Annotated in this window: 16 protein-coding genes; 15 read left to right on the top strand and 1 reads right to left on the bottom strand. The window is 37.0% G+C overall.

Translation table 11 applies throughout. From position 1 onward, the window contains the following. The first annotated feature begins 447 nt into the window (after positions 1 to 447). The 5 genes from IPU53_RS03730 to IPU53_RS03710 all read left to right on the top strand — a co-directional run bounded on the left by IPU53_RS03730 (position 448) and on the right by IPU53_RS03710 (position 7,616). Positions 448 to 1,359 carry a metallophosphoesterase family protein gene (locus IPU53_RS03730; RefSeq protein WP_207447825.1) on the top strand — a complete coding sequence of 304 codons (912 nt, stop codon included), beginning with the start codon at positions 448 to 450 and terminating at the stop codon, positions 1,357 to 1,359. 29 nt (positions 1,360 to 1,388) lie between these two features. Then, positions 1,389 to 1,559: a twin-arginine translocase TatA/TatE family subunit gene (gene tatA / locus IPU53_RS03725; RefSeq protein ID WP_207447823.1), complete on the top strand. Its 171-nt coding sequence runs from the start codon at positions 1,389 to 1,391 to the stop codon at positions 1,557 to 1,559. Between the two features lie 181 nt (positions 1,560 to 1,740). Beyond that, complete coding sequence (locus IPU53_RS03720) at positions 1,741 to 3,969, top strand: right-handed parallel beta-helix repeat-containing protein (protein WP_207447821.1); 2,229 nt, start codon at positions 1,741 to 1,743, stop codon at positions 3,967 to 3,969. 61 nt (positions 3,970 to 4,030) lie between these two features. After that, the gene (locus IPU53_RS03715) at positions 4,031 to 5,674 is read left to right on the top strand and encodes an extracellular solute-binding protein (protein ID WP_313886439.1); all 1,644 of its coding nucleotides are present in this window, start codon (positions 4,031 to 4,033) and stop codon (positions 5,672 to 5,674) included. Positions 5,675 to 6,017: 343 nt separating this feature from the next. Next, positions 6,018 to 7,616, top strand: coding sequence for an extracellular solute-binding protein (locus tag IPU53_RS03710; protein WP_207447819.1), 1,599 nt, complete (start codon positions 6,018 to 6,020; stop codon positions 7,614 to 7,616). A 500-nt stretch (positions 7,617 to 8,116) separates the two neighbouring features. On the opposite strand, the gene IPU53_RS03705 is transcribed toward IPU53_RS03710, so the two are convergent. Beyond that, positions 8,117 to 8,314, bottom strand: a complete 198-nt coding sequence (locus IPU53_RS03705; RefSeq protein ID WP_207447817.1) for a hypothetical protein — start codon at positions 8,312 to 8,314, stop codon at positions 8,117 to 8,119. 218 nt (positions 8,315 to 8,532) lie between these two features. On the opposite strand from IPU53_RS03705, the gene IPU53_RS03700 reads away from it, so the two are divergent. The 10 genes from IPU53_RS03700 to IPU53_RS03655 all read left to right on the top strand — a co-directional run bounded on the left by IPU53_RS03700 (position 8,533) and on the right by IPU53_RS03655 (position 23,679). After that, a complete protein-coding gene (locus IPU53_RS03700; RefSeq protein WP_207447815.1) occupies positions 8,533 to 9,876 on the top strand; it encodes an ABC transporter substrate-binding protein in 1,344 nt (447 codons plus the stop codon). Between the two features lie 96 nt (positions 9,877 to 9,972). Further along, positions 9,973 to 10,890 (top strand): carbohydrate ABC transporter permease, encoded by a 918-nt coding sequence (locus IPU53_RS03695; RefSeq protein WP_207447813.1) that lies wholly within the window; start codon positions 9,973 to 9,975, stop codon positions 10,888 to 10,890. Positions 10,891 to 10,895: 5 nt separating this feature from the next. Continuing rightward, complete coding sequence (locus tag IPU53_RS03690) at positions 10,896 to 11,759, top strand: carbohydrate ABC transporter permease (RefSeq protein ID WP_313886438.1); 864 nt, start codon at positions 10,896 to 10,898, stop codon at positions 11,757 to 11,759. A gap of 211 nt (positions 11,760 to 11,970) precedes the next feature. Beyond that, positions 11,971 to 13,254 (top strand): IS21 family transposase, encoded by a 1,284-nt coding sequence (gene istA, locus IPU53_RS03685; RefSeq protein ID WP_207447810.1) that lies wholly within the window; start codon positions 11,971 to 11,973, stop codon positions 13,252 to 13,254. Further along, on the top strand, positions 13,254 to 14,012 hold the full coding sequence (gene istB, locus IPU53_RS03680) for an IS21-like element helper ATPase IstB (RefSeq protein ID WP_207447808.1): 759 nt from the start codon (positions 13,254 to 13,256) through the stop codon (positions 14,010 to 14,012). Before istA ends, istB begins: the two co-directional genes overlap by 1 nt. Before the next feature lie 262 nt (positions 14,013 to 14,274). Further along, positions 14,275 to 15,210, top strand: coding sequence for an ABC transporter permease (locus tag IPU53_RS03675; protein ID WP_207448105.1), 936 nt, complete (start codon positions 14,275 to 14,277; stop codon positions 15,208 to 15,210). Next, positions 15,210 to 16,079 carry a carbohydrate ABC transporter permease gene (locus tag IPU53_RS03670; RefSeq protein WP_207447806.1) on the top strand — a complete coding sequence of 290 codons (870 nt, stop codon included), beginning with the start codon at positions 15,210 to 15,212 and terminating at the stop codon, positions 16,077 to 16,079. Before IPU53_RS03675 ends, IPU53_RS03670 begins: the two co-directional genes overlap by 1 nt. 21 nt (positions 16,080 to 16,100) lie before the next feature. Then, a complete protein-coding gene (locus IPU53_RS03665; protein ID WP_207447804.1) occupies positions 16,101 to 17,636 on the top strand; it encodes an extracellular solute-binding protein in 1,536 nt (511 codons plus the stop codon). A gap of 409 nt (positions 17,637 to 18,045) precedes the next feature. Next, a complete protein-coding gene (locus IPU53_RS03660; protein ID WP_242698051.1) occupies positions 18,046 to 21,306 on the top strand; it encodes a fibronectin type III domain-containing protein in 3,261 nt (1,086 codons plus the stop codon). Positions 21,307 to 21,393: 87 nt separating this feature from the next. Continuing rightward, the gene (locus IPU53_RS03655; RefSeq protein ID WP_207447802.1) at positions 21,394 to 23,679 is read left to right on the top strand and encodes an AraC family transcriptional regulator; all 2,286 of its coding nucleotides are present in this window, start codon (positions 21,394 to 21,396) and stop codon (positions 23,677 to 23,679) included. The last annotated feature ends 13 nt before the right edge of the window (positions 23,680 to 23,692 follow it).

The following is a 23,692-nucleotide window of genomic DNA, read 5'->3' as shown; positions in this document are numbered from 1 at the left end:
GATTGACGTGATAGTTGATTAGGAAAGATTTTTTGTTTGTTTTTTAGTTGGTGATCTAAACTTGGGGCTGTCCCTAAATCGAAAATCGCCAAAAAGGCTCCCTTGCCTCAAGGGTAGCTTCAGCCTCCTCGTTTCGCTCCGGGGTCTTCAGTTGATGCTATTCCTGCAGGCGTGTCGCGTTTTTGGCGATTTTCTTAGTGTTTATTCACAAACAAAGAAGAAGGAGGATTCATTCATTTCTCATTTCTTTTTCCGTTGTTGAAGACTTATTGGACAGCTCCATACAGAATCATGTGGATATTATACTGCATATGTCAATTTTTACATTGACCTTATATTTGAATGGAAAAACAAATAAAATTCGAATGAAAAACCCACTCATAAAACTCACATATGAAGTAAAAGCATCACTTGTTTTGTTCCATTTTTGTTGATGATAGACTTTTTGTGAGTAGTGAAATAATTTATCACCCTAAAGAAAGGAGGAGACAGACCATACTTCGTTTTTTATATTTAACAGATACCCATATTGGGGCGGATCCGATTGGGTTCCACCAACAACCGGCTTATCCGGATAAGATTAACCAGCTTATTTCTTGTCTAAGGAAAGAAATTAAAAAGTGCCATTATGATTTTATTATTCATGGGGGCGACCTTGTCCAATCATGCAATGAGGATACAATTCGACAGGCTGCGAATTTATTTCGTTTCTCTGTTCCTACGTATTTATGTTTAGGGAACCATGATTTGGATCACCCTGATGCTTTAAAGATTTGGCTGAATGAAGCTCCAAATTTATTTATTAATCAATCACCTAACTTCGATATTCATGCCGATACGTGTGTAGTTCATGTCCTACCTAATCATTGGGAATGTGGCCGTGAGTTTTATTGGGGAAAGATTCAGGAGCCTTATTTATCAGATGAACAATTACAGTTATTAGAAACCAGCATTAATAGAAATTTAGACAAAATTCATGTGTTAGTAACCCATAGTCCGGTTTTTGGCATGAGCACAGAACAAAGTGGATTGAAAAAAGTCATCCATGAGCCACCGGCTACATTTCAAGAATCTATCTTAAACATGACTCAAAGATATCCGCAGCTAAAGTTAGTTTTGTCAGGACATAATCATTTAAATACCTTGAAATCAATCTCTAATGACGTATTTATAACTAGTAGTTCATTTGTAGAAACACCTTTCGAATTCAAAATCATTGAGCTTGATCAAGGTTATCTACGAGTGAAAACATGTCAGATAGACCTTGATGCTTTTAATCCTGAATACGCTTTCGAAAAGGCATATGTTCAAGGGAGAAAACAAGATCGGGAAGTGTTTGTTAGATTTAATAAGGAGTAATTGTTTTAAATCATTTAAGGGGTGATCAATTGCTACCAAATATTGGAATACCAAGTTTAATTATCATTCTCGTTATTGCGTTAATTCTGTTTGGTCCTAAAAAACTCCCTGAGCTTGGTGCTGCCTTCGGAAAGACATTATCCGAATTTAAAAGAACAGCGAATGACCTTATGGGAAAAGAGAAGGATGATGATAAATAAAATCCGCTCATAAAAGTAGGCGAATGGGTAATAAACAATTTTTACTCGAAGTCAAAATTGGAACAAGTAAATAAGTGAGTTTCTCAACAGAAAAATGTTGAAGGAATGTAAACGTATGGAGGATATTTTGGAAGATAACAGGATTGTTCCGTTCTATTCATAAAAAAGTGAGGGTATGCAAATGAAAATAGACAGTTCTCCCGATAATAAGGATAAAAATAAGTTCAATCCAAATATGACCAGAAGACGATTTGTCGGTTCACTAGGCCTTATGGCAGGTCTTATGACTGTTCCAGGAATATTACCTAATGTTCTCAATGTTTATGCCCAAGATAATAAAGAAGAAAAAGAGGATAATAGTGTATCTCAACCAAAGTCTTCTGGTGGAGGAGATTGGTATAATGTTAAGGATTTTAATGTGTCAGGGAATGGAACAGAAGATGATGCTCCTGCATTAAAGCAATTAGTAGATACATTGGGGGATAAACAGGCGACCATTTATTTTCCGGCTGGTACTTATCTAATTGGGAAAAACCTATTATTTCCCCGCAATCTATTATTATTATTCGATAATGGGGCAGTATTAAAAGCAGATAAAGGAACAGTGGTTGAAATCCAATCCTTGATTGAAGCAAAAGCTACTCAAATATTTGCTGGTAGCGGGAAGGTGATTGGTAATTTTTCAGGAGCTGCTGTTTATCCTCAGTGGTGGGGTGCAAAAGGAGATAAACAAAATGACGATACAGAAGCTTTTCAGAAAGTATTTCGTTTATCAAATGAAATTAAGCAGTCGATCACTATATATGTTACGAAAGGTGATTATGTTTGGTCAGAAGCCTTGGAAATTTACGGAAACACTTCTGTCATATGTGAAGAGGGAGCCATCTTTTGGCGAAACCACACAGTAACAATGTTACGCAACTATGAATATAACGGAACTCCCCATGAGGGATATACAGGGAATGGTAATATTTTATTTGAAAATGCACAATTCGAATTAGTAGGATTTAATCCAAGCGTCCTTTGCTATGAAGATGGAAATGTACTTCAATTTGCGCACGCAGCGGATTGGACATTTCGAAATTGCAAATTTTACGATTTAATTGATGCTCATGCCATCGAAATTAATTCTTCCAAGAATGTGGTGATAGAGGATTGTAAGTTTTATGGCTATAGAGAATTGGCTGAGAATCGTTGGTATGTAGAGGCAATTCAAATTGACCATGCTGGGACTGGCGGAATTCAAGGTGCACTTCCTTATGATGATACTCATTGTAAGAATGTTATCATTAAAAATTGCTATTTTGGTAAGGGAAACTCTTACACATTTCAAAAAAGCGGAATTGAGACAACTGTTGAATTTAAAGCTTGGCCAGCTGGTATTGGAGGTCATACGCATAAAGAGGGGAAATGGCATCAAAATATTTCAATAAGAAATAATACATTTGAAGAAATGTGTTATTATGCAATCCGTCCCTACAAATGGTTAAACGTGACGATTACGGAGAATACTTTTTATGAATGCGGTGGAGGAATTTATGCAGTTAGTGGGGCTAAACATCAAACATTTGGTGAAGCTGGTCCATTCAGACGAATGCATATAACCAAAAATCAATTTATTAATGGAAAGGAAATCTATCCTGAGTATTTCCAAGGAAATAGGCGTTTTGCTATTGGAATTTACTCTACTGATGTTGTTTCAGAAGATGTACAAATTGAGGGGAATACACTTAGTGTTAGTAAAGATAATGGAATCATCATTAGCAATGTAAAGCGCGTATCAATAATAAATAATACAATTAATTATATGGATAAATCCGCAGTTGAACTAATAGATTGTTCAAATATAGCGATCACAAACAACCAAATCTTTAAACCGAATGAATATGGTATCTTTTTAAAAAACTGTACCCAATATGTAATTTCTAAGAATCATTTGGAAGAAACACAAGAGGAAGGATTACAACTGGAAGATAGCTCACTAGGAGATATTGATCACAATATCGTTACGAAGGCTTTAAAAGCGGGCATCTATTGTAAAGGTTTAACCACTATTGCACTAATGAATAACATAATCAATCATTCAGAAGAGGGGATTGATGTCTCAAACTGTGAAATCGTAGATATAAAAGATAATCGTGTCATCGATATTAAAAACCAGTTTGTTCAAATTCATAATAGTTCAATATTATTGGTCTCCACTAATACACTTGTAACCCAGACGGACATTGCTTCAGATGCATTGACTTTTGAACAAGCGACTCATACAGGAATTATAAGAGATAATATAATTCACGGGAAATTTCGTTATGGTATTTGGTTTGATGAAAAAACATCCAACCTGAAGTACGGCTATAATCTTGGTTCGATTCAAAATGATAGTGATGAAGTGGAAGCTTTACAAGATTAGGAGTTTTTGAATAGAGGATAAAAGTATATAAAAACAAATAAAAACGAATTGTATAAGGGAAGTGTCGATATTGAAAATAAAAAAAATATTGATTTTGATAGCGATTGCATTCATGGTATTGTCGGCCTGCAGTAAGAATGAGAAAGAATCCAATGGCAAAGGAAAAGAAGAGGAATCGGCTTCAAATCAAGAAGAAATAGAAAACTTTAATAAGACGGATATGCCCATTGTGAATGAGCCAATTACTTTAACCTTTATGACAGGGAAGCCACCGATCACTGCTGAAAATTATAACGAGGTCCTTATTTGGGAAGAATATGAAAAAATGACAAATATTAATATTGATTGGGGATTGATTCCTAATGAGGGATTAACAGAAAAAAGAAACTTAGCATTGGCAGGTGGGGAATATCCAGAAGTATTTTATTCAGCTGGAGTACCTGATCTGGATTTATCGAAATATGGAAAGCAGGGAATATTTATAGAATTAAATGATTTAATAGATAAATATATGCCGAACTTTAAGCAATTACTTGATCAATTTCCAGATATTAGAAAGGGTATTACACATCCAGATGGACAGATTTATGCTCTACCAACGATCTACTCCCCTGATTTCATATCAATGACAAGTAATATAAAGCCATTTATTAGGAAGGATTGGTTAGAGGCATTAGAGATGGATACCCCGCAAACAACAGAGGAGTTTTATAAATACCTAAAAGGTGTGAAAGAAACAGACCTTAATGGAAATGGAAAGGCAGATGAAATTCCTTTTGGATCCAGTTCAATCAGTACTCTAGAATATTACCTAAAAGGATCATTCGGTGTAGGAAATAGGGGAAGGAACCATGCTTTTTTGGATATGGACCCAGAAACAAATGAAATGCGTTTTTATCGGACAGCTGATGGATATAAAGAACTGCTTCAGTATATGAATAAACTTTTTAGTGGGGGATTAATTGAAGAAAATATCTTTTCTATTGACGAGAATCAGTTTCAAGCAACTGGATCCGAAGGTTTATATGGTAGTTCTGTTACTTCAAATCCTGAAACTCGCTGGGGATTAAAAGATGAATATGTAGGAATGCCCGCTTTAGAAGGACCACATGGGGATAAAAAATGGGCGTACATCACTTCACCTATTGCTCGTAAAGGTAGTTTTGCTATAACAGATAAAAATCAGCATCCTGAAGCAACGGCTCGTTGGATTGATTATTTCTATGGAGATGACGGAGCAAAATTGTTCTTTATGGGGGTTGAAGGAGAGACTTATGAAACCGCAGATAACGGTGAATTGCAATATATGGAGCATATTACAGACAATCCAGATGGACTCAGCTTACAACAGGCTCAAAGACCATACTTTACTTATTTAGGTGGAGGATATCCGGGACTTGTTAAACAGGAATTTTTCAAAGGGGCTGAAAGCTTACCTTCGTCTCTTGAAGCAAGCGAAATGTTCAAAGCAGATGTAATCGAAGAAGTATGGCCTCCTTTTATGTATACAGAGGACGAGTATCAAAAATTGGCTCCTTTACAAACAGATATAGAAAAATATGCGGATGAAATGAGTGGGAAGTTTATTTCCGGAAATGTCCCATTTTCTGAATGGGATAAATATGTGGAAACAATTGAAAGAATGGGACTTGAAAAATATATGGAAATTCAGAAAGCAGCTTATGATCGTTATAAAAATAGCTAATAAAAGGAAGCACGCCTGATCGGTGTTAGTATAATTGATTCCAAAACAGCAAGAAAAGTTTCAGATGCAATCGATGAAAATCAAACCAATTTTTTGTTATTAGAGTTAATTTCATAATCATCGATCAAAAGAAAAAACACGAACGCTGTGATGATTCAAATATTTATTGTAACCTTCACACTGGTTGAAGCGGAAGGCGGCGACTCCTGGAGGATAAGCTCACCACACGCCCCCGGAAAGCGTCGTCCTAGAGCGGAAATCAACATTGTTCTGATTTTAATACTGAATTTTCTATTATGAAACTGATTCATTGAAAAAAATAAAACAAGGTGGGTTAATATTTATGAAATGTAAAATATTACCTTTGATAGTTACAGTACTTTTATTAACATTAGTTGCATGTAGCAATAAAGGGGTAGATTCTAAAAATACGAAAGAAGGAGAAGAGAACTTAAATAAGACGGGTATGCCTATAGTTAATGAGCCTATTACAATTAGCTTTATGACAGGGAAATCTCCGTTAACAGCTGATGATTATAACAAATTATTGGTTTGGGAAAAATACGAAGAAATGACCAATATTCACATTGATTGGGGCTTAGTCCCAACAGTAGAATTAGAAGAAAAAAGAAATCTATCATTGGCTAGTGGAGATTATCCCGAGGTGCTCTATACTGCTTTCGTACCAGATACGGATTTAGTTAAATATGGAGAACAGGGTGTATTTCTAGAACTTAATGATTTGATAGATAAGAATATGCCCAATTTGAAAAAACTGTTTGAAGAATATCCGGAAATTAAAAAAGGACTTACATTACCCGACGGAAATATTTATTCCTTACCAACGATCTATTCACCGGACTATAAATCAGTCCTTGTTGTGAATAGGCCGTGGATAAAAGAAGATTGGCTTGATGCAGTAGGAATGGATCTGCCAAAAACAACAGATGAATTCTACGAATATCTTAAGGCGGTGAAGGAACAAGATCCTAATGGAAACGGAAAAGAAGATGAGATTCCATTTGGTTCGACCTCAATTGATACACTGCTATATTATCTAAATGGAGCTTTTGGAGTGGGCAATAGAGGTATTAATCAACCATTTATTGATATGGATCCTGAAACAGAGGAACTACGTTTTTATCGTATTTCGGATAGCTATAAAGAATTACTTCAATATGTAAATAAGCTTTATGAAGAAAAGCTAATTGAACAGAATATTTATTCGATTGATGCAAATCAATTTCAAGCAACTGGTTCAGAAGGAGTATATGGCAGCTCTGTAACGTCAAATCCTGAAAGTCGTTGGGGCATAGAAAACGAATATGTTGGAATGGAGCCATTAATAGGTCCTCATGGGGAGCAACAGCATGCTTATGTAGGTTCTCCACTGTCTCATACAGGAAGTTTTGTAATTACTGATAAAAATAAACATCCCGCCGCAACTGCCCGTTGGATGGATTATTTCTATAGTGATGAAGGAGCAAAATTGTTTTTTATGGGCGTTGAGGGTGAGACATATAAAAAGGATGAAAATGGCGACCTGGAATACGTCGATAGTATCACAAAAAGTACTGATGGTAATACAATTCAACAAGAACAAAGTAAATACTTTTCTTGGCTTGGCGGGGGATACCCAGGTATTGTAAAAGAGGATTATTTCAAAAGTCTGCCCTCTTCCTTAAAAGCAACCGAAAAGTTAGAGCCCTATTTGATAGAGGAAGTGTGGCCAAAGTTTACCTTTTCGCAGGAGGAAAATAGTAAACTAGCACCGCTTGCAAGTGATATTGAAAAATACGCTAATGAAATGAGAGACAAATTTATTACGGGAACAACTTCTTTTTCAGAGTGGGATAAATACGTAGAAACAATAAAGAAAATGGGATTGGAAGAATATATGGAAATTAAAAATACAGCATTTAAAAGATATAATGAGGATTAATATTTAATGATAGTGCGTGTTCAAAAAGGAGGATAAAAAGGACCAAGTCTGCAACTACGCTGAGGTCCTGTCAGCAACACCGACACTAGTACATCCTGTACGTCGAAAGTTCGAGGCGGTGCAGCCTTTAAGCAGGGATTGGCAGGATGTGCTGACTTCTATGTTGCCCACAGGACGTGGGCGGTTTTAGTAGAAGATCCTCTATCTCGCAGAGCCATTTTTACCGGACTTTTTGAACAACCTCTGATAGATACTGTGGTTTAAGGCCAGGGTATGAGGCTGGGACATAACTTAAATGCTAAGCTTCATAGACGAACAATGTATTGCCTTAGCGAAGTATATTCCCGGAGCGGAGTATAGAAACTAGCAGGTCGGTTTTGTCTTGTGGGAAAATACTTTTGTCCCAGCCACATTTTTTGTATCTTCGAATGATATAACCTTTTCCTTTCTTAGCTTAAGAGAAGTCAGTTCTTTATTTTTGTATTCCACACACAAAAATGTTAGCCAACTTTTACTAATAGCGACAATAGAGCTGCTCCCGAACAAAAAAAGGCAAAAAATTTAGCGCAAAAGTAGAAAATCACCAAAAAGACAGCTTCAGCCGATGCTATTCCCGCAGGCATATCGCCGTTTTTGGCGATTTTCTTAGCGTTTGAAAAAAAGCCGGAATTATATATCCATTTCTCCTTTTTTTCCAAGCCTTTTTGGACAGCCCCAGAAACCTCATAACAACTTCTCCAAATGTTAATCCCTCAGCAATCCTATTATTCAATTTAAACTTTGGAATCCTCCGGCTATTAGTATAAACCGTTTAAGAATAATTTCCTTTTAAAATGAATATTGTTAGTTTAAGGATGATTTTCTGCTAAAGGACAAGTCATCCTTATTTTTCACAAAATATCAAGGGGGTCGCGAGATGACGAGAAAGGCAGCATTTCAAGTATTGACCGTTTGTTTGATTTTTGTGTCGGTTTTTGGGTTGGCGGCTTGTAGTTCTACCGGAAACGAAAAGGCCGGAAAAAAGAAGGTGGAGTTGACATGGTTAGTTCGTAGTGATCCAGTGTTAAAAGCTTGGGAGGAGAAGATGGTAAAGGATTTTGAAGCAGAGAATCCTGATATTAAAATTAAACTTCAAGAAATTCCTCAAGAACAGATCGATCAAAAATTGCAAACGATGATTGCAGGTGGAAATGTGCCTGATGTTTGGTCATCGAACTGGGCAGATTCTGGATTTGCAACATATCAAGAGCTAGGTGCCTTATTAGATTTAAGCCCATATTTAGAAAAAGATCCTAATGCAGTTGAAGGGATCGATGAGAAACTTATTGATATATATACAATTGATGGGAAGAAATATGGGGTTCCGATTTTAGCAATGGGCTCCTACATCTTTTATAACAAAGAATTATTTGATGAGGCCGGATTGGATTATCCGCCTACTGACTGGGATGATGAATCTTGGAATTACGATACAATGGTTGACTATGCAAAAAAATTAACGAAAAATATAGGCGATAAAAATAATCAGGTCTTTGGATTATTAAATACTAATCATGGAAATCGTGACGCTTGGCTCTGGGGTGGGGATCTTTTCAAAGAAGAGGCTTATGAAACGGGAGCGATTGGAGAACCGAATGTTTTGGATGATCCTGCCAATAGGCAAGCTATTCAAGCCCATTATGATTTAATTCATGAGCATAAAGTATCGCCGACACAATCACAATTGGATGCGGTTTCGCAAATTGGCGATCCTTTTCTAACTGGTCGAGTGGCGATGACGATTAATGGCGGTTGGGGCGTTCGTAGTTATCAACCTGCAGAATTCCAATGGGGAATTGCACCCATGCCTTACACAGTGGATAATCGGAGAATTCCAATGTATGTGGATCCTTGGAATATTAGCGCTAAAAGTAAGCATCCAGATGAGGCGTGGGAATTCATCAAATTCTTGATCGATCCTGAAAAAGGGGCGAAAGAACTGGTTGAAATGACGAATGAAACACCGGCTAATAGTCAGCTAATGGATCTATGGTTAGACCATGTTGCTGAGCAAGCAGGGATGACCAATGAGCAGTTAAAAGAACTACATGAAGGTGCTATTAAATATGGATTTGAAGCAGACAACCATTTAATTCGTAACTTTTCAACCATATTAAATACAATTAATCAAAATATTAATGCGATATACGATGGCACAAAAGATATAGACGAAGGTCTAGAAGATTTGGATGCGCAATTACGGGCGACAGGGGATAAATAAAGACGGGAAACGGTACGCCGACCGTTTTCTCTGCTAAGCCATTTTAAGGAAGACGGTCGCGTATAACTAAACACCTCATTATAAGGAGGGATTTGAATGAAGAAAAAGAGAACGAGCGGCTTCAAAAACCAACAAAAACGAGAAGAAGTCGCTTTTTGGTTGTTTATTTCACCATGGGTACTTGGTTTTATATTTTTTATTGGTGGGCCGATCATTGCATCCCTTTTTCTTAGTTTCACAAAATATAATATTACCGATGCAATCGAATTTATTGGTCTAAGAAACTATAAAGTTCTATTTACCGATGATCTTTTTTATAAATCTTTAAGTGTAACAGTGTATTATGCTGTTTTAGCTGTTCCATTTACAATTTGTGCGGGATTAGTGCTAGCACTGTTATTAAATCAAAAAATTAAAGGGCAAGCCTTTTTCCGAACTATGTTTTATGCTCCGACAGTAGTTTCCGGTGTTTCGATTGCTTTTTTATGGGCGTGGTTGTTAAACCCTGATTTTGGGATCGTTAACTCTGTTCTATATTCAGTCTTTGGGATCGATGGTCCTGGTTGGTTTACAGATGCAAAAACAGTGATTCCATCTTTTGTGTTAATGCAATTAACAGCACTGGGCGGCACCATGATCATTTTCTTAGCGAGCTTGCAAAGTTTACCTAATGACTTATATGAATCCGCTTCCATAGATGGGGCAGGACCAATCCGTAGGTTTTTTAATATTACAGTACCACTGATTTCTCCTGTTATTTTATTTAACTCGATCATAGCGATTATTAGTTCCTTTCAAATCTTTACTCAAGCATATGTTGTGACAAAGGGTGGGCCGAATTGGATGTCCTATTTTTACGTATATTATCTCTTTGATACTGCCTTTGCTGATTTTAAAATTGGGTATGCATCCGCACAAGCATGGATCCTTTTTATTATCATTTTTGCCTTAACGATGTTATCCCTGCTCGTTTCCAAGCGCTATGTCTATTATGAATCCGAAACAAGGAGGTAGAAAAAGTGAAGCGAAGAAGACAGAGAAGCTATGCTCCCGGTGAATTATCAGTAGCAGGAAAAGTTTTAGTCTATTTTCTTATTTTACTTGGGCTACTACTCTTTATGTTTCCTTTATTTTGGATGGTGACCACTTCGTTCAAAACGCAAGGGGCGGTATTTAAATTACCACCTGAATGGTTTCCATATCCTTTACAATGGAAAAACTACTTAGACGTATTTTCAGACCATCCCTTTGGAAAATATATCTGGAATACGGTTTGGTATACCGCGATTTCAGTTTTTGCTACGGTGTTTACTTCTGCTATGGTTGCCTTTGGATTTGCCCGATTACGGGCAAGGGGAAGTCTAATTCTATTTGCCATTGTTTTGAGCACGATGATGCTTCCTCAGCAAGTGACGATGATTCCGCAATATTTAATTTTTAACAAATTAGGATGGGTCGATTCCTATTTACCACTTATTATTCCTGCCTTTGGTGGAAGTGCCTTTTTAATTTTTCTATTAAGGCAGTTTTATACAGGAATTTCCCGTGAGTTAGATGATGCGGTAAAAATTGATGGGGGTGGCTACACGGTTTTATTTTTTCGGGTTATTCTACCACTTTCAGTCCCAGCAATGGCAACCGCAGCGATTATGGAATTTATGTTTCGCTGGAATGATTTGATGGGACCATTAATCTATTTAAATAATTCGGATTTGTACCCATTATCATTGGGATTGGCTAATTTTACGGCCACCTACGCGCAGACCCCTTGGAATTTATTAATGGCTGGTTCAGTTATGGCTGTACTTCCACCTTTGCTCCTGTTTTTCTTTGCGCAAAAATACTTTATACAGGGGATTGTAATATCCGGAGCGAAGGGATAAGGAAAGAAATCGTCAAATGAAAATTATTTACCAAATCGTTTTTGATTAAATTTTCGATAGTTAGAAACGCAAAAAAGAACAGGGTATAGCAATATACCCTGTTCTTTTTTGCGTTTCTTTAGAAATGATACTTTAAATATGTACAGTAACGCTTGGATAAATATGTACAAAGTCGCTGACATTCCACATACTAGTCATGAGGTGACTAGGAATGTATATATCGTTCAATGTTGACGTTAATTTTGAGATAAAAAGTCTTTCAGACTTACCAAAATTCAAACAAATAATGGAGCATATAAAAATGAAAATTAATAAGAGCAAGTTGGCAGAGGAATTAGGGGTCGATCGTCGAACCGTTGATAAGTACTTAAATGGATTTATTCCTAAGAGGACAAGAAAGAAATCTTCTAAAATTGATGAGTACTATGAAGTTATCGCTGCCCTTTTATCGGAGGATTCTAAGCAGGTATTTTATTATCGCCGAGTGCTGTGGCAATATTTAAAGGATAATCATGGATTAGAGTGTGGAGCTTCTACATTTCGTGCTTACATTGCACGCACACCTGAATTTAATGCTTACTTTGAGGAAGACAAGCGCATTCCTTCTCCTAAAGGAACTGTTCGTTATGAAACTCCTCCAGGCAAACAAGCACAACTAGATTGGAAGGAAAACATTCTGTATGAGACAAAGGATGGTGAAAAGGTTGAGATAAACGTAGCAGCACTCATACTCTCTACTTCTAGGATACGGGCATTTCATATGAGTATATCAAAATCACAAAGTACTTTGTTTTCCTTCTTAACAGAAGCTTTTGAAGCATTTGGTGGTGTTCCTGCGGAACTCCTTACGGATAATATGAAAACCGTGATGGATGAAGCTAGAACAGAACACTATCCAGGGAAAGTGAATGCGAAGTTTGAGCAATTCGCAAAAGATTATGGCTTTAAGGTAAGAGCATGTATCGCTGGACGTCCAAGGACTAAAGGAAAAATAGAAACGACGATGAAACTATTGGACGAAATACACGCCTATCAAGGCCAACTCACGTTAGAGGAGCTACATCAGTTTATCCAGGATTTAGCCAACCGAGTGAATTACCAGATCCACCAAGGGACAGGAAAAATTCCAATAATTGAATTTAAAAAAGAAAGGAACCACTTACTCCAGCTACCAACTGAAAAAGTAAGAGATTCCTACCGAATCAAGCATACACTTGTAAAAGTCAATGCATCTAACATGATTTCCTACAAATCAAACCAATACTCCGTACCACCAGAATATCAAGGAAAGAAAGTAGGCTTACAGGTGTATGATGACCACTTGTGGATTTATTATAACATGAAACTCATTGCACAACATCCCGTAAGCAAAGCGAAGCTTAATTATCAGGAGTCCCATTATAAGGCGGGCTTGACTGTGTCAGCCCCCTACTACCCTAAGATAGATGATTTAGCTAAGAAAAATCTAGCAACCATTGGAGAGGTGTATAAGTAATGAGTTCAGCAACTAATTATCAACATTTATTACGAAACTTAGAATATCTAAAGCTAAAGCAAATGACGTTACATTTAAATGAAGTGATAGATTTTGGAGTACGGAATCAACTGTCGTTTATTGATACATTAATCAAGCTATCTAATTATGAAATTGATGTACGAGAGCAGAATATGACGCAGTCCATGGTAAAGGTCGCAGGTTTTCCACATTTGAAGGAAATAAGGGATTTTGATTTTACCTTTCAAACGTCAGTTAATCAACAGCAGATTCTAGATTTTCTCACCCTTCGGTTTATTGAGTTAAACGAGAATATTGTATTTTTGGGACCAAGTGGAGTGGGAAAAACCCACTTGGCAACCGCAATAGGAATCGCAGCAGCTAAGAAACGGACAAGTACTTATTTCATTAAGTGTCATGACTTAATTCAGAATCTAAAACGAGCACGGCTGGAGAACCGTCTAGAAGCTCGTTTGAAGCATTATACAAAGTATAGACTATTAATCATTGATGAAATTGGTTATTTGCCCATTGACCAAGAGGATGCGAAGTTGTTTTTTCAGTTGATTGACATGCGGTATGAGAAGCGAAGTACCATCTTAACGACTAATGTAAACTTTAAAACATGGGATGAGGTGTTTCAGGAACCCAAATTGGCAAATGCCATTTTGGACCGGATTTTACACCATGCGACAGTTGTTACAATGGTTGGGGATTCCTATCGATTGAAGGATCATTTTACGAAAGAAAATGAGTAATTTTGTACATCCTTAAACAAGCGAAAGTGTACATATTTGTGTTGACATTTATACGTTTCTTAACATTTTACTTATGAACAATTCTTTTATGCTATGCACAAATCCAATATTTTTCCTAAATTAAAGATAATTGTGCATAAAATGGAAGATTGGTCAATTGTTGGTTCCGTTGGGCCGTCGGTATAATAGCGAATGAACATTATTTTAGAATAAAGGGGGGATTGGAAAGTTGGCAGAGTTATCCGCACAGAATCAGACAGAAATGAGTTCGAAAAAGGAGTTGAATCTGCGAAGGAGAAAAAATCGCTATGTAGAAAACATAAAAAAACATTGGATGCTATATATTATGATTTTGCCAGGGATTATTTATTACATTATATTTAAGTATATTCCTTTATTTGGAAGTGTGATTGCTTTTCAAGATTATCAAATCTTTAAGGGGATTTTGGGTAGTCCATGGGTAGGTTTAGATAATTTTCGGTTTTTATTTTCTTACCAAGATTTTTTTCTTGTATTAAGAAATACGGCAACCATTGCTGTTTATCAATTGGTGTTTAGTTTTCCTGCGCCGATCATTTTAGCTTTATTATTTAATGAGGTTCGGGTACTTCTTGCCAAAAAAACCCTTCAAAGTTTGTTTTACTTGCCACATTTTCTCTCGTGGGTAGTGGTTGGTGGAATTGTATTTGAGCTATTATCCACTCAAGGAATTGTAAACGCTATCTTAGGCTTTTTTGATGTAGATCCGATTTTATTTATGCAGGAAGAAAAGTATTTTCGTACGATTGTTGTGCTTTCTGGTATATGGAAGGAAATTGGTTGGGGGACGATCATTTATTTAGCTGCCATTGCAGGGATTAATCCCAATTTATATGAAGCGGCTGTAGTTGATGGAGCAGGCAGATGGAAGCAGACGATCCATATTACGATTCCGATGTTATTTCCTACTATATTGGTGTTGTTCCTGCTTAATATTGGTAATTTCCTTGAACTAGGATTTGATCAAATCTTTAATTTATTAACACCGATGACTTATTCAGTAGGCGATATTATTGAAACATATGTATATCGGGCTGGTGTGTTACAAGGTCAATATAGTATGACAACGGCCATTGGACTATTCCAATCCGTTATTGGATTTGCATTACTATGGATATTTAATCGTTTAGCTAGAAAAACAGATCAGGGGCTGTGGTAATGAAAATATCAACAGGGGAAAAGACATTTCAGGTATTGAACTATATGATTCTTATTTTGGCTGCTTTGACAATGATCGCTCCATTACTCCAATTATTGGCTGTTTCGTTTAGTTCACCGATCGCAGCTGATTCTAAAAAAGTCTTTCTGTGGCCAGTAGAATTTACAACGGGTACCTGGGAACATATTCTTCAAAATAAGGTTTTGTGGAGATCATTTGCCGTCACGGTTTATATTACAGTAGTAGGTACACTACTTAGTATGTTATTTTCTGTTTTAACAGCTTTTCCGTTATCACGTAGAGAATTTTTACTTAAGAAGCCGATTATGCTAGGCATTGTGATTACAATGATCTTTAATGCCCCGATGATTCCTTTCTTTTTAACAGTAAGAGAGTTAGGGATGATGAACTCTTTGTGGGCGCTTATTATACCAGGCTTAATTAGCACATTTAATATGGTGATTATCCGAACCTTTTTTATGGGAATTCCAAGTGATTTGGATGATGCAGCGAAAATAGATGGCTGCCATGATTTTCGCCTCTTATTTCAAATTTATTTGCCTCTTTCCAAACCTGTGCTTGCAACAGTCAGCTTATTTTACGCTGTAGGTTATTGGAATACATTTATGCGAGCCATTCTTTTCATTCGAGATGAAAAATTGTATCCGCTCCAGCTAAGATTGAGGGAATATTTTGTAGCACCAGAGGAGTTGGCAGCAGTGAATCTTATAGTTGGAGATTTTGATTTTAATACGACAACGTTAAAAGCAGCAACAATTATCTTTGCAACCATTCCGATTGTATTAGTCTATCCTTATCTACAAAAGTATTTTGTAAAAGGAGCAGTACTAGGATCACTGAAAGAGTAAAAATAAATAGGGGGAAAAGTGATGGTGAGATTAACTAGAAGGCGCTGTTTTCTATTAGCTATTTTACTATTGGCATCTATCACAATGATGGCATGTAGTGGTAAAAATGAAGCGAAACAATCTGCAGGTGGGGAAGATGCAGATGATGGAATTGTGCAGGTCAAAGTGTATAAGAGTCACCTAGGAAAAGGGACCATTCCAGGTAACGATGACCCGCATGTCCAATATATCGCGGATAAAACCGGTGTTGAATATGAGTTAATGACAACACCTGCGGGCTCAGATCCGGCAGAACAGTTAAATTATATGATTGCCTCAGATGATTTACCAGATATTCTACGTCCAATTGGCGGGGTTGAACAAACCTTGATTACACAAGGAGGAGCGTTAGCACTTGATGATTTATTACCTAAATACGCTCCAAATGTGTGGAAGAATATTCCTGAAGAAGCATGGGATGTTGTTAGAAGTGCGTCGGAGGATGGAAAAATCTATTATATTCCAAAGGTATTTCTTGTTCCAGAAAGGACGCCATTATTACGTCAGGATTGGCTTGAAGCGGTTGAACTAGAAATGCCGCAAACATTGGAAGAATATAAAGAACTACTGATAGCCTTTCGGGATGAGGATCCTAATGGAAATGGTGAAAAAGATGAATTACCAACTTCAGGTAGAGAGTTTGGAAAATGGATGGATCATCTTTTCGCTTTATATGGTGTGGCAATGTGGGAAGGAAATCCTGAATGGGATATTTATGATGGTGAGATCAATTATGCCGGTACTTCAGAAAATATGAGGGCGGCTATTGAATTTCTTCGTGATCTATACGAGGAGAAACTATTAGACAATGAAACATTTTTGAACAAAGGGGAGGTATGGACAGCAAAAATTAACAATAACTTAGTAGGGAGCTGGTATCATTTGCCAGCAAACTTGCATGAGCGCTATGAAGCCATGAAGGTAGGAGCACCGGATGCTTATATTGTCGGGATGCCTTTACCAAAAGTCGAGGGCTATGAAGGTTTTGTAACCCAAAAGAGTATGGGAGAAGCGGAATGGATGATCCCACTTTCATCAGAAGATAAGGCGGCAGCTGCATTAAAATTACTAGATTTCTTTTATAATGATGAGAATGAAGAATTCGTTCAATTTGGGATAGAGGGAGCACAGCACAAAGTTGAGGATGACAAAAAGGTATTAATTCCCCCTACTGACGAAACACCAATTGCATTAGGAATGAGGAACTTAACAACAGAAGAGGACATGGAAAAAAGAATTGAAGAAACATTTCCAGAGGATCAGCAGAAAATGGTGAAAGATATTTTTGAAATTAGTACCCAAGATGCAAGACGAATTGCTGGAGATGGATTACCAAGCACTGTATATGATGGTTTTCCTGATATTCAGTCTCATAAGTTATTTCAGGAATATTTAACTAAAATTGTTATTGGAGAATGGCCGATTGAAAAATTTGATGAATTTGTGGATAGATGGAAGGAATCTGGTGGTGATACTGTAACAGAACGGGTTCAGGAATGGTATGAAAAAGTAAAATGAAACAGTTGCGAAACATGCTCACCATCAGTCGGGGATGAAGAAACTTTTACTGATGGCAGTTTCGCATTATTTTTGAGTTACTGAAGTACATTAGCAAAGTATGTTGTGTTTTAGACATTTGCACAAATAAGGTGGAGAAAAATAACGGGCTGGTATGGTGTAATGAGGCCATGATATGAGCAGGGAGGAGGATCACCGTATGCTCCTGGAAAGCGTCATAGAACGGAAATCAACGATGACTAGCGGATTCACCATTTGTAGATGATAATCTCGTTCAATATAGAATGGAAGTTCTACAAAAAAGTGAAATATCCCCTATAAAATTTAGGAGGAAAAATAGTAAGAAAACCTTGTACCATCTAACTCAGTGAATGCCGAGAGTCTATCTTTATCTTAGGAGGTATCATATTTGAGAATATTGACCCTCATGTTATCAGTTGTATTATGTCTGGCTATTTTTCCACCATACGATCATTCTGCAAAAGCAGATAATAGCAAATTACCAGCTTTCCCAGGTGCAGAAGGATTTGGCTATGCCTCAGTTGGAGGCAGGGGTGGGGAAGTTTATCATGTCACAAGTCGAGAGCTAACAGGTCCAGGTACTTTCCATGATGCTTTAATGACTGCGGGTGATGTGCCAAGGACAATTGTCTTTGATATATCAGGTGAAATTACCATACCCAAGACCGTTGTGAACAACAAGTCCAATATCACGATCGCAGGACAAACAGCCCCAGGAGATGGCATTACCATCCGGGGAAACACACTTCGTTTCATTAATTCGCAAGATATTATTATTAGGTTTGTCCGTTTTCGTATGGGCGCCCAAGAAGACTTTAATGATGATGCGATGTATATAGAAGATAGTCAAAATGTAATCATTGATCATTGCACATTTTCCTGGGCTACCGATGAAGTGTTATCTATTAAAAGCAAAAACTATGAAGATCCTAAATCAAAAAATATTACTGTCCAATGGTCAATTATGTCGGAAGGGCTTCTTACACACTCAATGGGTGGTTTAATTGAAATGAATACAATTACAATGCATCATAATGTATACGCTCATAATAATGATCGTAATCCGAAAACCAAAGGGCAGATCGATTTTGTCAACAATATTGTCTATAATTGGGGCCAATATCCGTATGTAGCAGGAGGGGAATCGGGTACCAAAGGTTATGGAAATGTGGTTGGAAATTACTTTATTGCCGGTTTAAATTCTAAAGATCCTGAATATGCGATTGTTAGAGGAAATGAAAACTATCAAGTATTTCTTGAGAATAATCGCCTTGATCATAATCAAAATGGCATCCTTGATGGGAAGGACACAGGTACTGATATGATTGAGGCTGAAAGACCAAGTGTAGTCGTTCCAGAACGGTTTGAATATCCTTTAGTGCATACACAGGAACCAGAAGAAGCCTATGAGTATGTATTAGACTACTCGGGTGCATCACTGACTCGTGATGACGTAGATAAACGTGTAATTGACAGTGTCAGAGATCAAACTGGTGTTATCATCGGACATGAGACCGATGTAGGAGGATATCCGGCTCTTCAACAGGGAACACTGCCTCTTGATTCGGATGGAGACGGTATGCCAGATGAATGGGAGATCAAAAATGGATTAGATCCCAATGATCCGGAAGATCGAAATGGAGATATGCACGGGGAAGGCTATACGAACTTAGAATATTATTTAAATGAACTAGCTGCACCAAGTTTTCCAAAGGATTACCCGACATCGCCACCAGAGTGGGAAGGACCGCCATTTATTCCACCAACAGATCCTGATCCAGAAGAACCTGTCAAAGAACCTGTTGTAGGGATGGATGGAGAATGGATCAGAAATGCAATCATCAATGATAATAGTAAGAATGGAATAGAAAATGCAAAGAAATGGTCAATCGAAAAGAATTTGCAGGTTGGAGATTTTGTTGCTGGAGATCGAATGACAGGCAATAGCGTTTATCGATTCACTTCAATACCTGATGAGCTTATTGGGATGGAATGGATTCGGTCAGCAGTTGATTCAAGAAGTGCCTCTAATGATGATTTGCTCTCCTTTCATGTGGTGGCAGATACGGATGTGTACGTTGCCCATGATTCGCGAATTGGCACATTACCTGAATGGCTAGCATCTTATGAAGATACTGGAAAATTGATAGAGGATGATCAACCAGTCAAGTATAAACTATATAAAAAGCATTATCCTGCGGGTTCGTTTGTTGTGACAGGGTCTAACAATAATACATCACGAATGAATTATTTTATGGCGCTAAAACCGAATTCAGAGGGACAGCCACCTGAATCGGCCCCTACTGAATTGGAAGGTGAAGTTTTAGGTGATGCTTCTGTGAATTTAAAATGGTTACCTGTAAATGATGCGGACACCTATTTAATCTATCGTTCATCATCTGTGAATCAATTAAAAGCAGTTGCCACTTCTAAAACGGCAGAATATGTGGATGATGATCTCGAACTGGGACACACCTACTATTATAAAGTATCTGCTCTTAATGCCAGTGGGGAGTCACCACATTCAAATGAATTGGAACTTGCTGCTTACGATTCTTCAGTGCCAGTACCAGTTGCACCTAAAGGATTGGAAGTTATAAAAGCAAGAAGCATGTCTATTCAGTTAAAATGGGAAGCTCTTGAGGATGTGACTGGCTATTCCATCTATCGGGCAAATGAGAAAGAGGGCTCATACAAAAAAGTAGCGAGTGCTACAAAGCCGGAGTATACGGATGGGAATCTGACACCAGATACAAAATATTATTATAAAGTATCAGCAACTGGAGTTGGTGGTGAATCAGAAAAAACAAATAATATTAGTACTAAAACCGGTCCCCCTGTTGTTTTACCTGAAATTCCAGTCGGGTTAACGACAGGCAAAATCACAACTTCAACTTTTGAACTATTGTGGGAAGCAGTGGATGGAGCGGAAAGCTATAATATTTATAGAAAGGCAAATGAAGATAATAACTTTTCACTGATCGAAAATATAACTTCTACACATTATATGGACAACAGCGTTGATAACAATCGATCTGGTTACACATACAAAATTACGGCTCTGAATGAAATAGGCGAGACCAATCCTTCAAAAGAGCTAGTCATTGATATGCCATTACCACAAGCTCCAACTGAATTAAAAGTTGGATTAGTGGGAGAATCATTTGTTGGGTTAATATGGACATCAGGTGGTGGTGGCAATCAATTCAATATCTATAGAGAAGCGAATGGTAGAGTAGAAAATGTGGGCTATGCAAAAGTGGAAACTTTCTACGATCGAACCGTTGAGCCAGGGGGTGAGTATGTCTATTACCTTAAAGCAGAGAATGCGAGTGGGGAATCAAAGATATCAAATAAAGTAAAAATCACACCAGACCAAGTTGCAACGGCTAGCATGAAGACGTTCATCGAACAGTTTAAAGAAACAGGAGAATGGACTGACGAGAAATCCGCTCATGCATTGAATCTCCATTTAACTGCGGTAGAAGCCTATGAAAAGCAAGATAAAAAGGAAAAAGTTGTGAAGCATATGGAGAATTTTAAGCAATTGGCAAAAATTCAAAAGGATGATCAGGTACTTCCCATTCATTTATATAATATCCTCAAATCCTATACGAATGCCATGATTGGTAAATGGAAGGGGGAGTAAAACATATAAATCACTCCTCCATTAATATGAAAATAAAAAAAGATTCCATAATTAGGCATGTAGTATACTAAAAAGGGGGGGAGATACATGCCTAATTTTTTTCAAAAGTGGTTTAATTATAATTTACTTAAAACGCAGACCAGTCTTTGGTTATTCTTAACGATTACAATTTTCATTGTTATTATCATTGTGAGTATTACATCTTACAATACATCTAAAGCTGTTCTCCAAGAACAATTAAATGACCCGCAGCAACAGATGCTGCAGATCAGTATGAATTTTATCGATGAAGCAATTAATGAAAGCAATAGAATTGCGACAGAGGTTGCATTAGATGACGGTGTCTATCAATTTCTTACAAGTGATGAACAAAATTCTTATGGAAATATTACAGAGATTTATAAAATGTTATCAGCTTCCATCAATAATTCGTCCATTATTAAAAGTATATATGTATATGATATGAACAGGGAGAGTTTTGTGACGATTCCACACGGCTATAGTGCAACGAAAAAAACGTTTGTTGATTCCGAATGGACGGATGTCGCCAATGAGCTAACAGATAAGATGATGGTTGTGAAAAAGCGCGAGGTGCCTGAGGGCGCGAAAAATAGTGGTTCGGAAATTACTCTTTTTCGAAAAATATTAATTCATGGTGATTTTAAAGGCTTGGTGGCCATCAATTTAAAGGAGGAAACTTTATTTGCAAACATTAATCCACCAAAACTAACCAATCTAGATAGTACTCGATTTATTATGGATGAACAAGATGAAATCCTTTATTCAGTATCAAATTATGCATTTGATAAAAAGAGCCTTGAAGAAAGTATGACAAATCTTAGAAAAGAAAGATTAGGAGATTTTACGTATAAAGATGAAACTTTATTGGCTAGTCAGGTGCAATCTCCTGTTACGGGTTGGCAATACGTTTCGCTTGTAACCCAGGAAAGTATATTGGCGAAATCTCGACGAGTGGGTCATATTGTATTTATAGTCTCATTAATTGCTCTTTCTATTGGCTTGGCAGCCATCCTTTATATGAATATAAAGGTTTTTCGCCCAGTTTTTCGGTTAAAGCAACTATTTATAATGAAGGAACAAGATATTTCAAAACAAGGGTTAAACGAACTGGAGTATGTTGCAGGCCAATTAATCGATGATCATGCCCATTTAGCTAAAACTTTAGATACGATGAAATTAGAAGCATCGTCGAAATTTATTCTGGATATCTACCAAGGAGAATTAAAGTCTGGAGAGGAAATAAAAGAAAAGTGGAATCATTATTTCAGAGACTGGAATCATCATAGTTTAGTCATAGCGATTATTTCAATTGATAACTATTGGGCATGGTTAAAGAAATTTCCAAGTACGGATCACTCACTTTTAAAATTCGCCCTGCAAAATATTATTTCAGAAGTTCTTATGGAATACTCTTATAATAAATGTGTGGATTTTGGTCCAGGGAAAATTGCTGTCTTACTTCAATATGATGGTAGAAAAGCTACACTATCACGCGAGTTTCTGAAAGCGTTATCTACATCTGAACGGTTATTAGGTTTCACTGCCTCTGTTGGCATTAGTCAAGTAAAACAAAAAGTAGAGGAAATCAAGGAGGCGGTTTTAGAAGCAGAGTTAGCGTTAGGATATCGACTCTATAAAAGCTATGGAAGTGTTATAGAAATTGATGAATGTAATGTAAATGAACCGCATATTGCAATGAAAATCGAGCCTAGCTTAGAACAATTGACTGAAGCAATTATTGGAGGTGATGAGACACAGGCGATGACACTTGTGGAAGAAATTATTCAAGAATTTCGGAATAAACAATACTTCCCAGCGAGCGTTCACTCAAAATTAACCGAAATGGTTAATGTTATTTGGAGCAAAAAAAATCCAGAAAGCCAAAATGAATCTAAGGAAATAGTAGTGGAGAAAATAAGCACAATTTGTTTAGAGGAAATCGAAGAGCTTTTAAAAGAAGGTGCGAAAGAAGCAAGCGAAAAATGGAAAAAGCAAGCGAAAAATAAAGAGAATATCCTTTGTGAGAGAATGGTTACTTATATGGAGGAACATTTAGATAAAGCCATTGGGATTACGGAAATTGCTGATTCGATTGGGATTAGTGTTAGCTTAGCAAGCCAAATATTTAAAGAAAAAACAGCTGATACGATTTATGGATATTTAACAAAACTACGAATTGAGAAAGCAGAGGAATTATTATTAAATACTGATAAAAAGGTCGCGGCTATTGCTGTTGAGGTAGGGTATCAACATGAAAACAGCTTTATCCGCGTCTTTCGTAAATATAAACATACGACACCAGGTAAATATCGGGAAATGCTAAAAGATAAAAAGAGCCGTTTAGCCGAATAAAAATAATGTTGTT

Source organism: Bacillus sp. SD088 (assembly GCF_017355205.1).
Classification (GTDB): Bacteria; Bacillota; Bacilli; order Bacillales; family Bacillaceae_C; genus Lederbergia.
This window is presented reverse-complemented; position numbering and strand designations above follow the sequence as displayed.

Bases quoted from the DNA above. Each gene is read 5' to 3' on its own strand.
- IPU53_RS03720 (WP_207447821.1), top strand. From the start codon at position 1,741: ATGAAAATAGACAGTTCTCCCGATAATAAGGATAAAAATAAGTTCAAT.
- IPU53_RS03710 (WP_207447819.1), top strand. From the start codon at position 6,018: ATGAAATGTAAAATATTACCTTTGATAGTTACAGTACTTTTATTAACA.
- IPU53_RS03700 (WP_207447815.1), top strand. From the start codon at position 8,533: ATGACGAGAAAGGCAGCATTTCAAGTATTGACCGTTTGTTTGATTTTT.
- IPU53_RS03695 (WP_207447813.1), top strand. From the start codon at position 9,973: ATGAAGAAAAAGAGAACGAGCGGCTTCAAAAACCAACAAAAACGAGAA.
- istA (WP_207447810.1), top strand. From the start codon at position 11,971: ATGTATATATCGTTCAATGTTGACGTTAATTTTGAGATAAAAAGTCTT.
- istB (WP_207447808.1), top strand. From the start codon at position 13,254: ATGAGTTCAGCAACTAATTATCAACATTTATTACGAAACTTAGAATAT.
- IPU53_RS03675 (WP_207448105.1), top strand. From the start codon at position 14,275: ATGAGTTCGAAAAAGGAGTTGAATCTGCGAAGGAGAAAAAATCGCTAT.
- IPU53_RS03670 (WP_207447806.1), top strand. From the start codon at position 15,210: ATGAAAATATCAACAGGGGAAAAGACATTTCAGGTATTGAACTATATG.
- IPU53_RS03665 (WP_207447804.1), top strand. From the start codon at position 16,101: ATGGTGAGATTAACTAGAAGGCGCTGTTTTCTATTAGCTATTTTACTA.
- IPU53_RS03655 (WP_207447802.1), top strand. From the start codon at position 21,394: ATGCCTAATTTTTTTCAAAAGTGGTTTAATTATAATTTACTTAAAACG.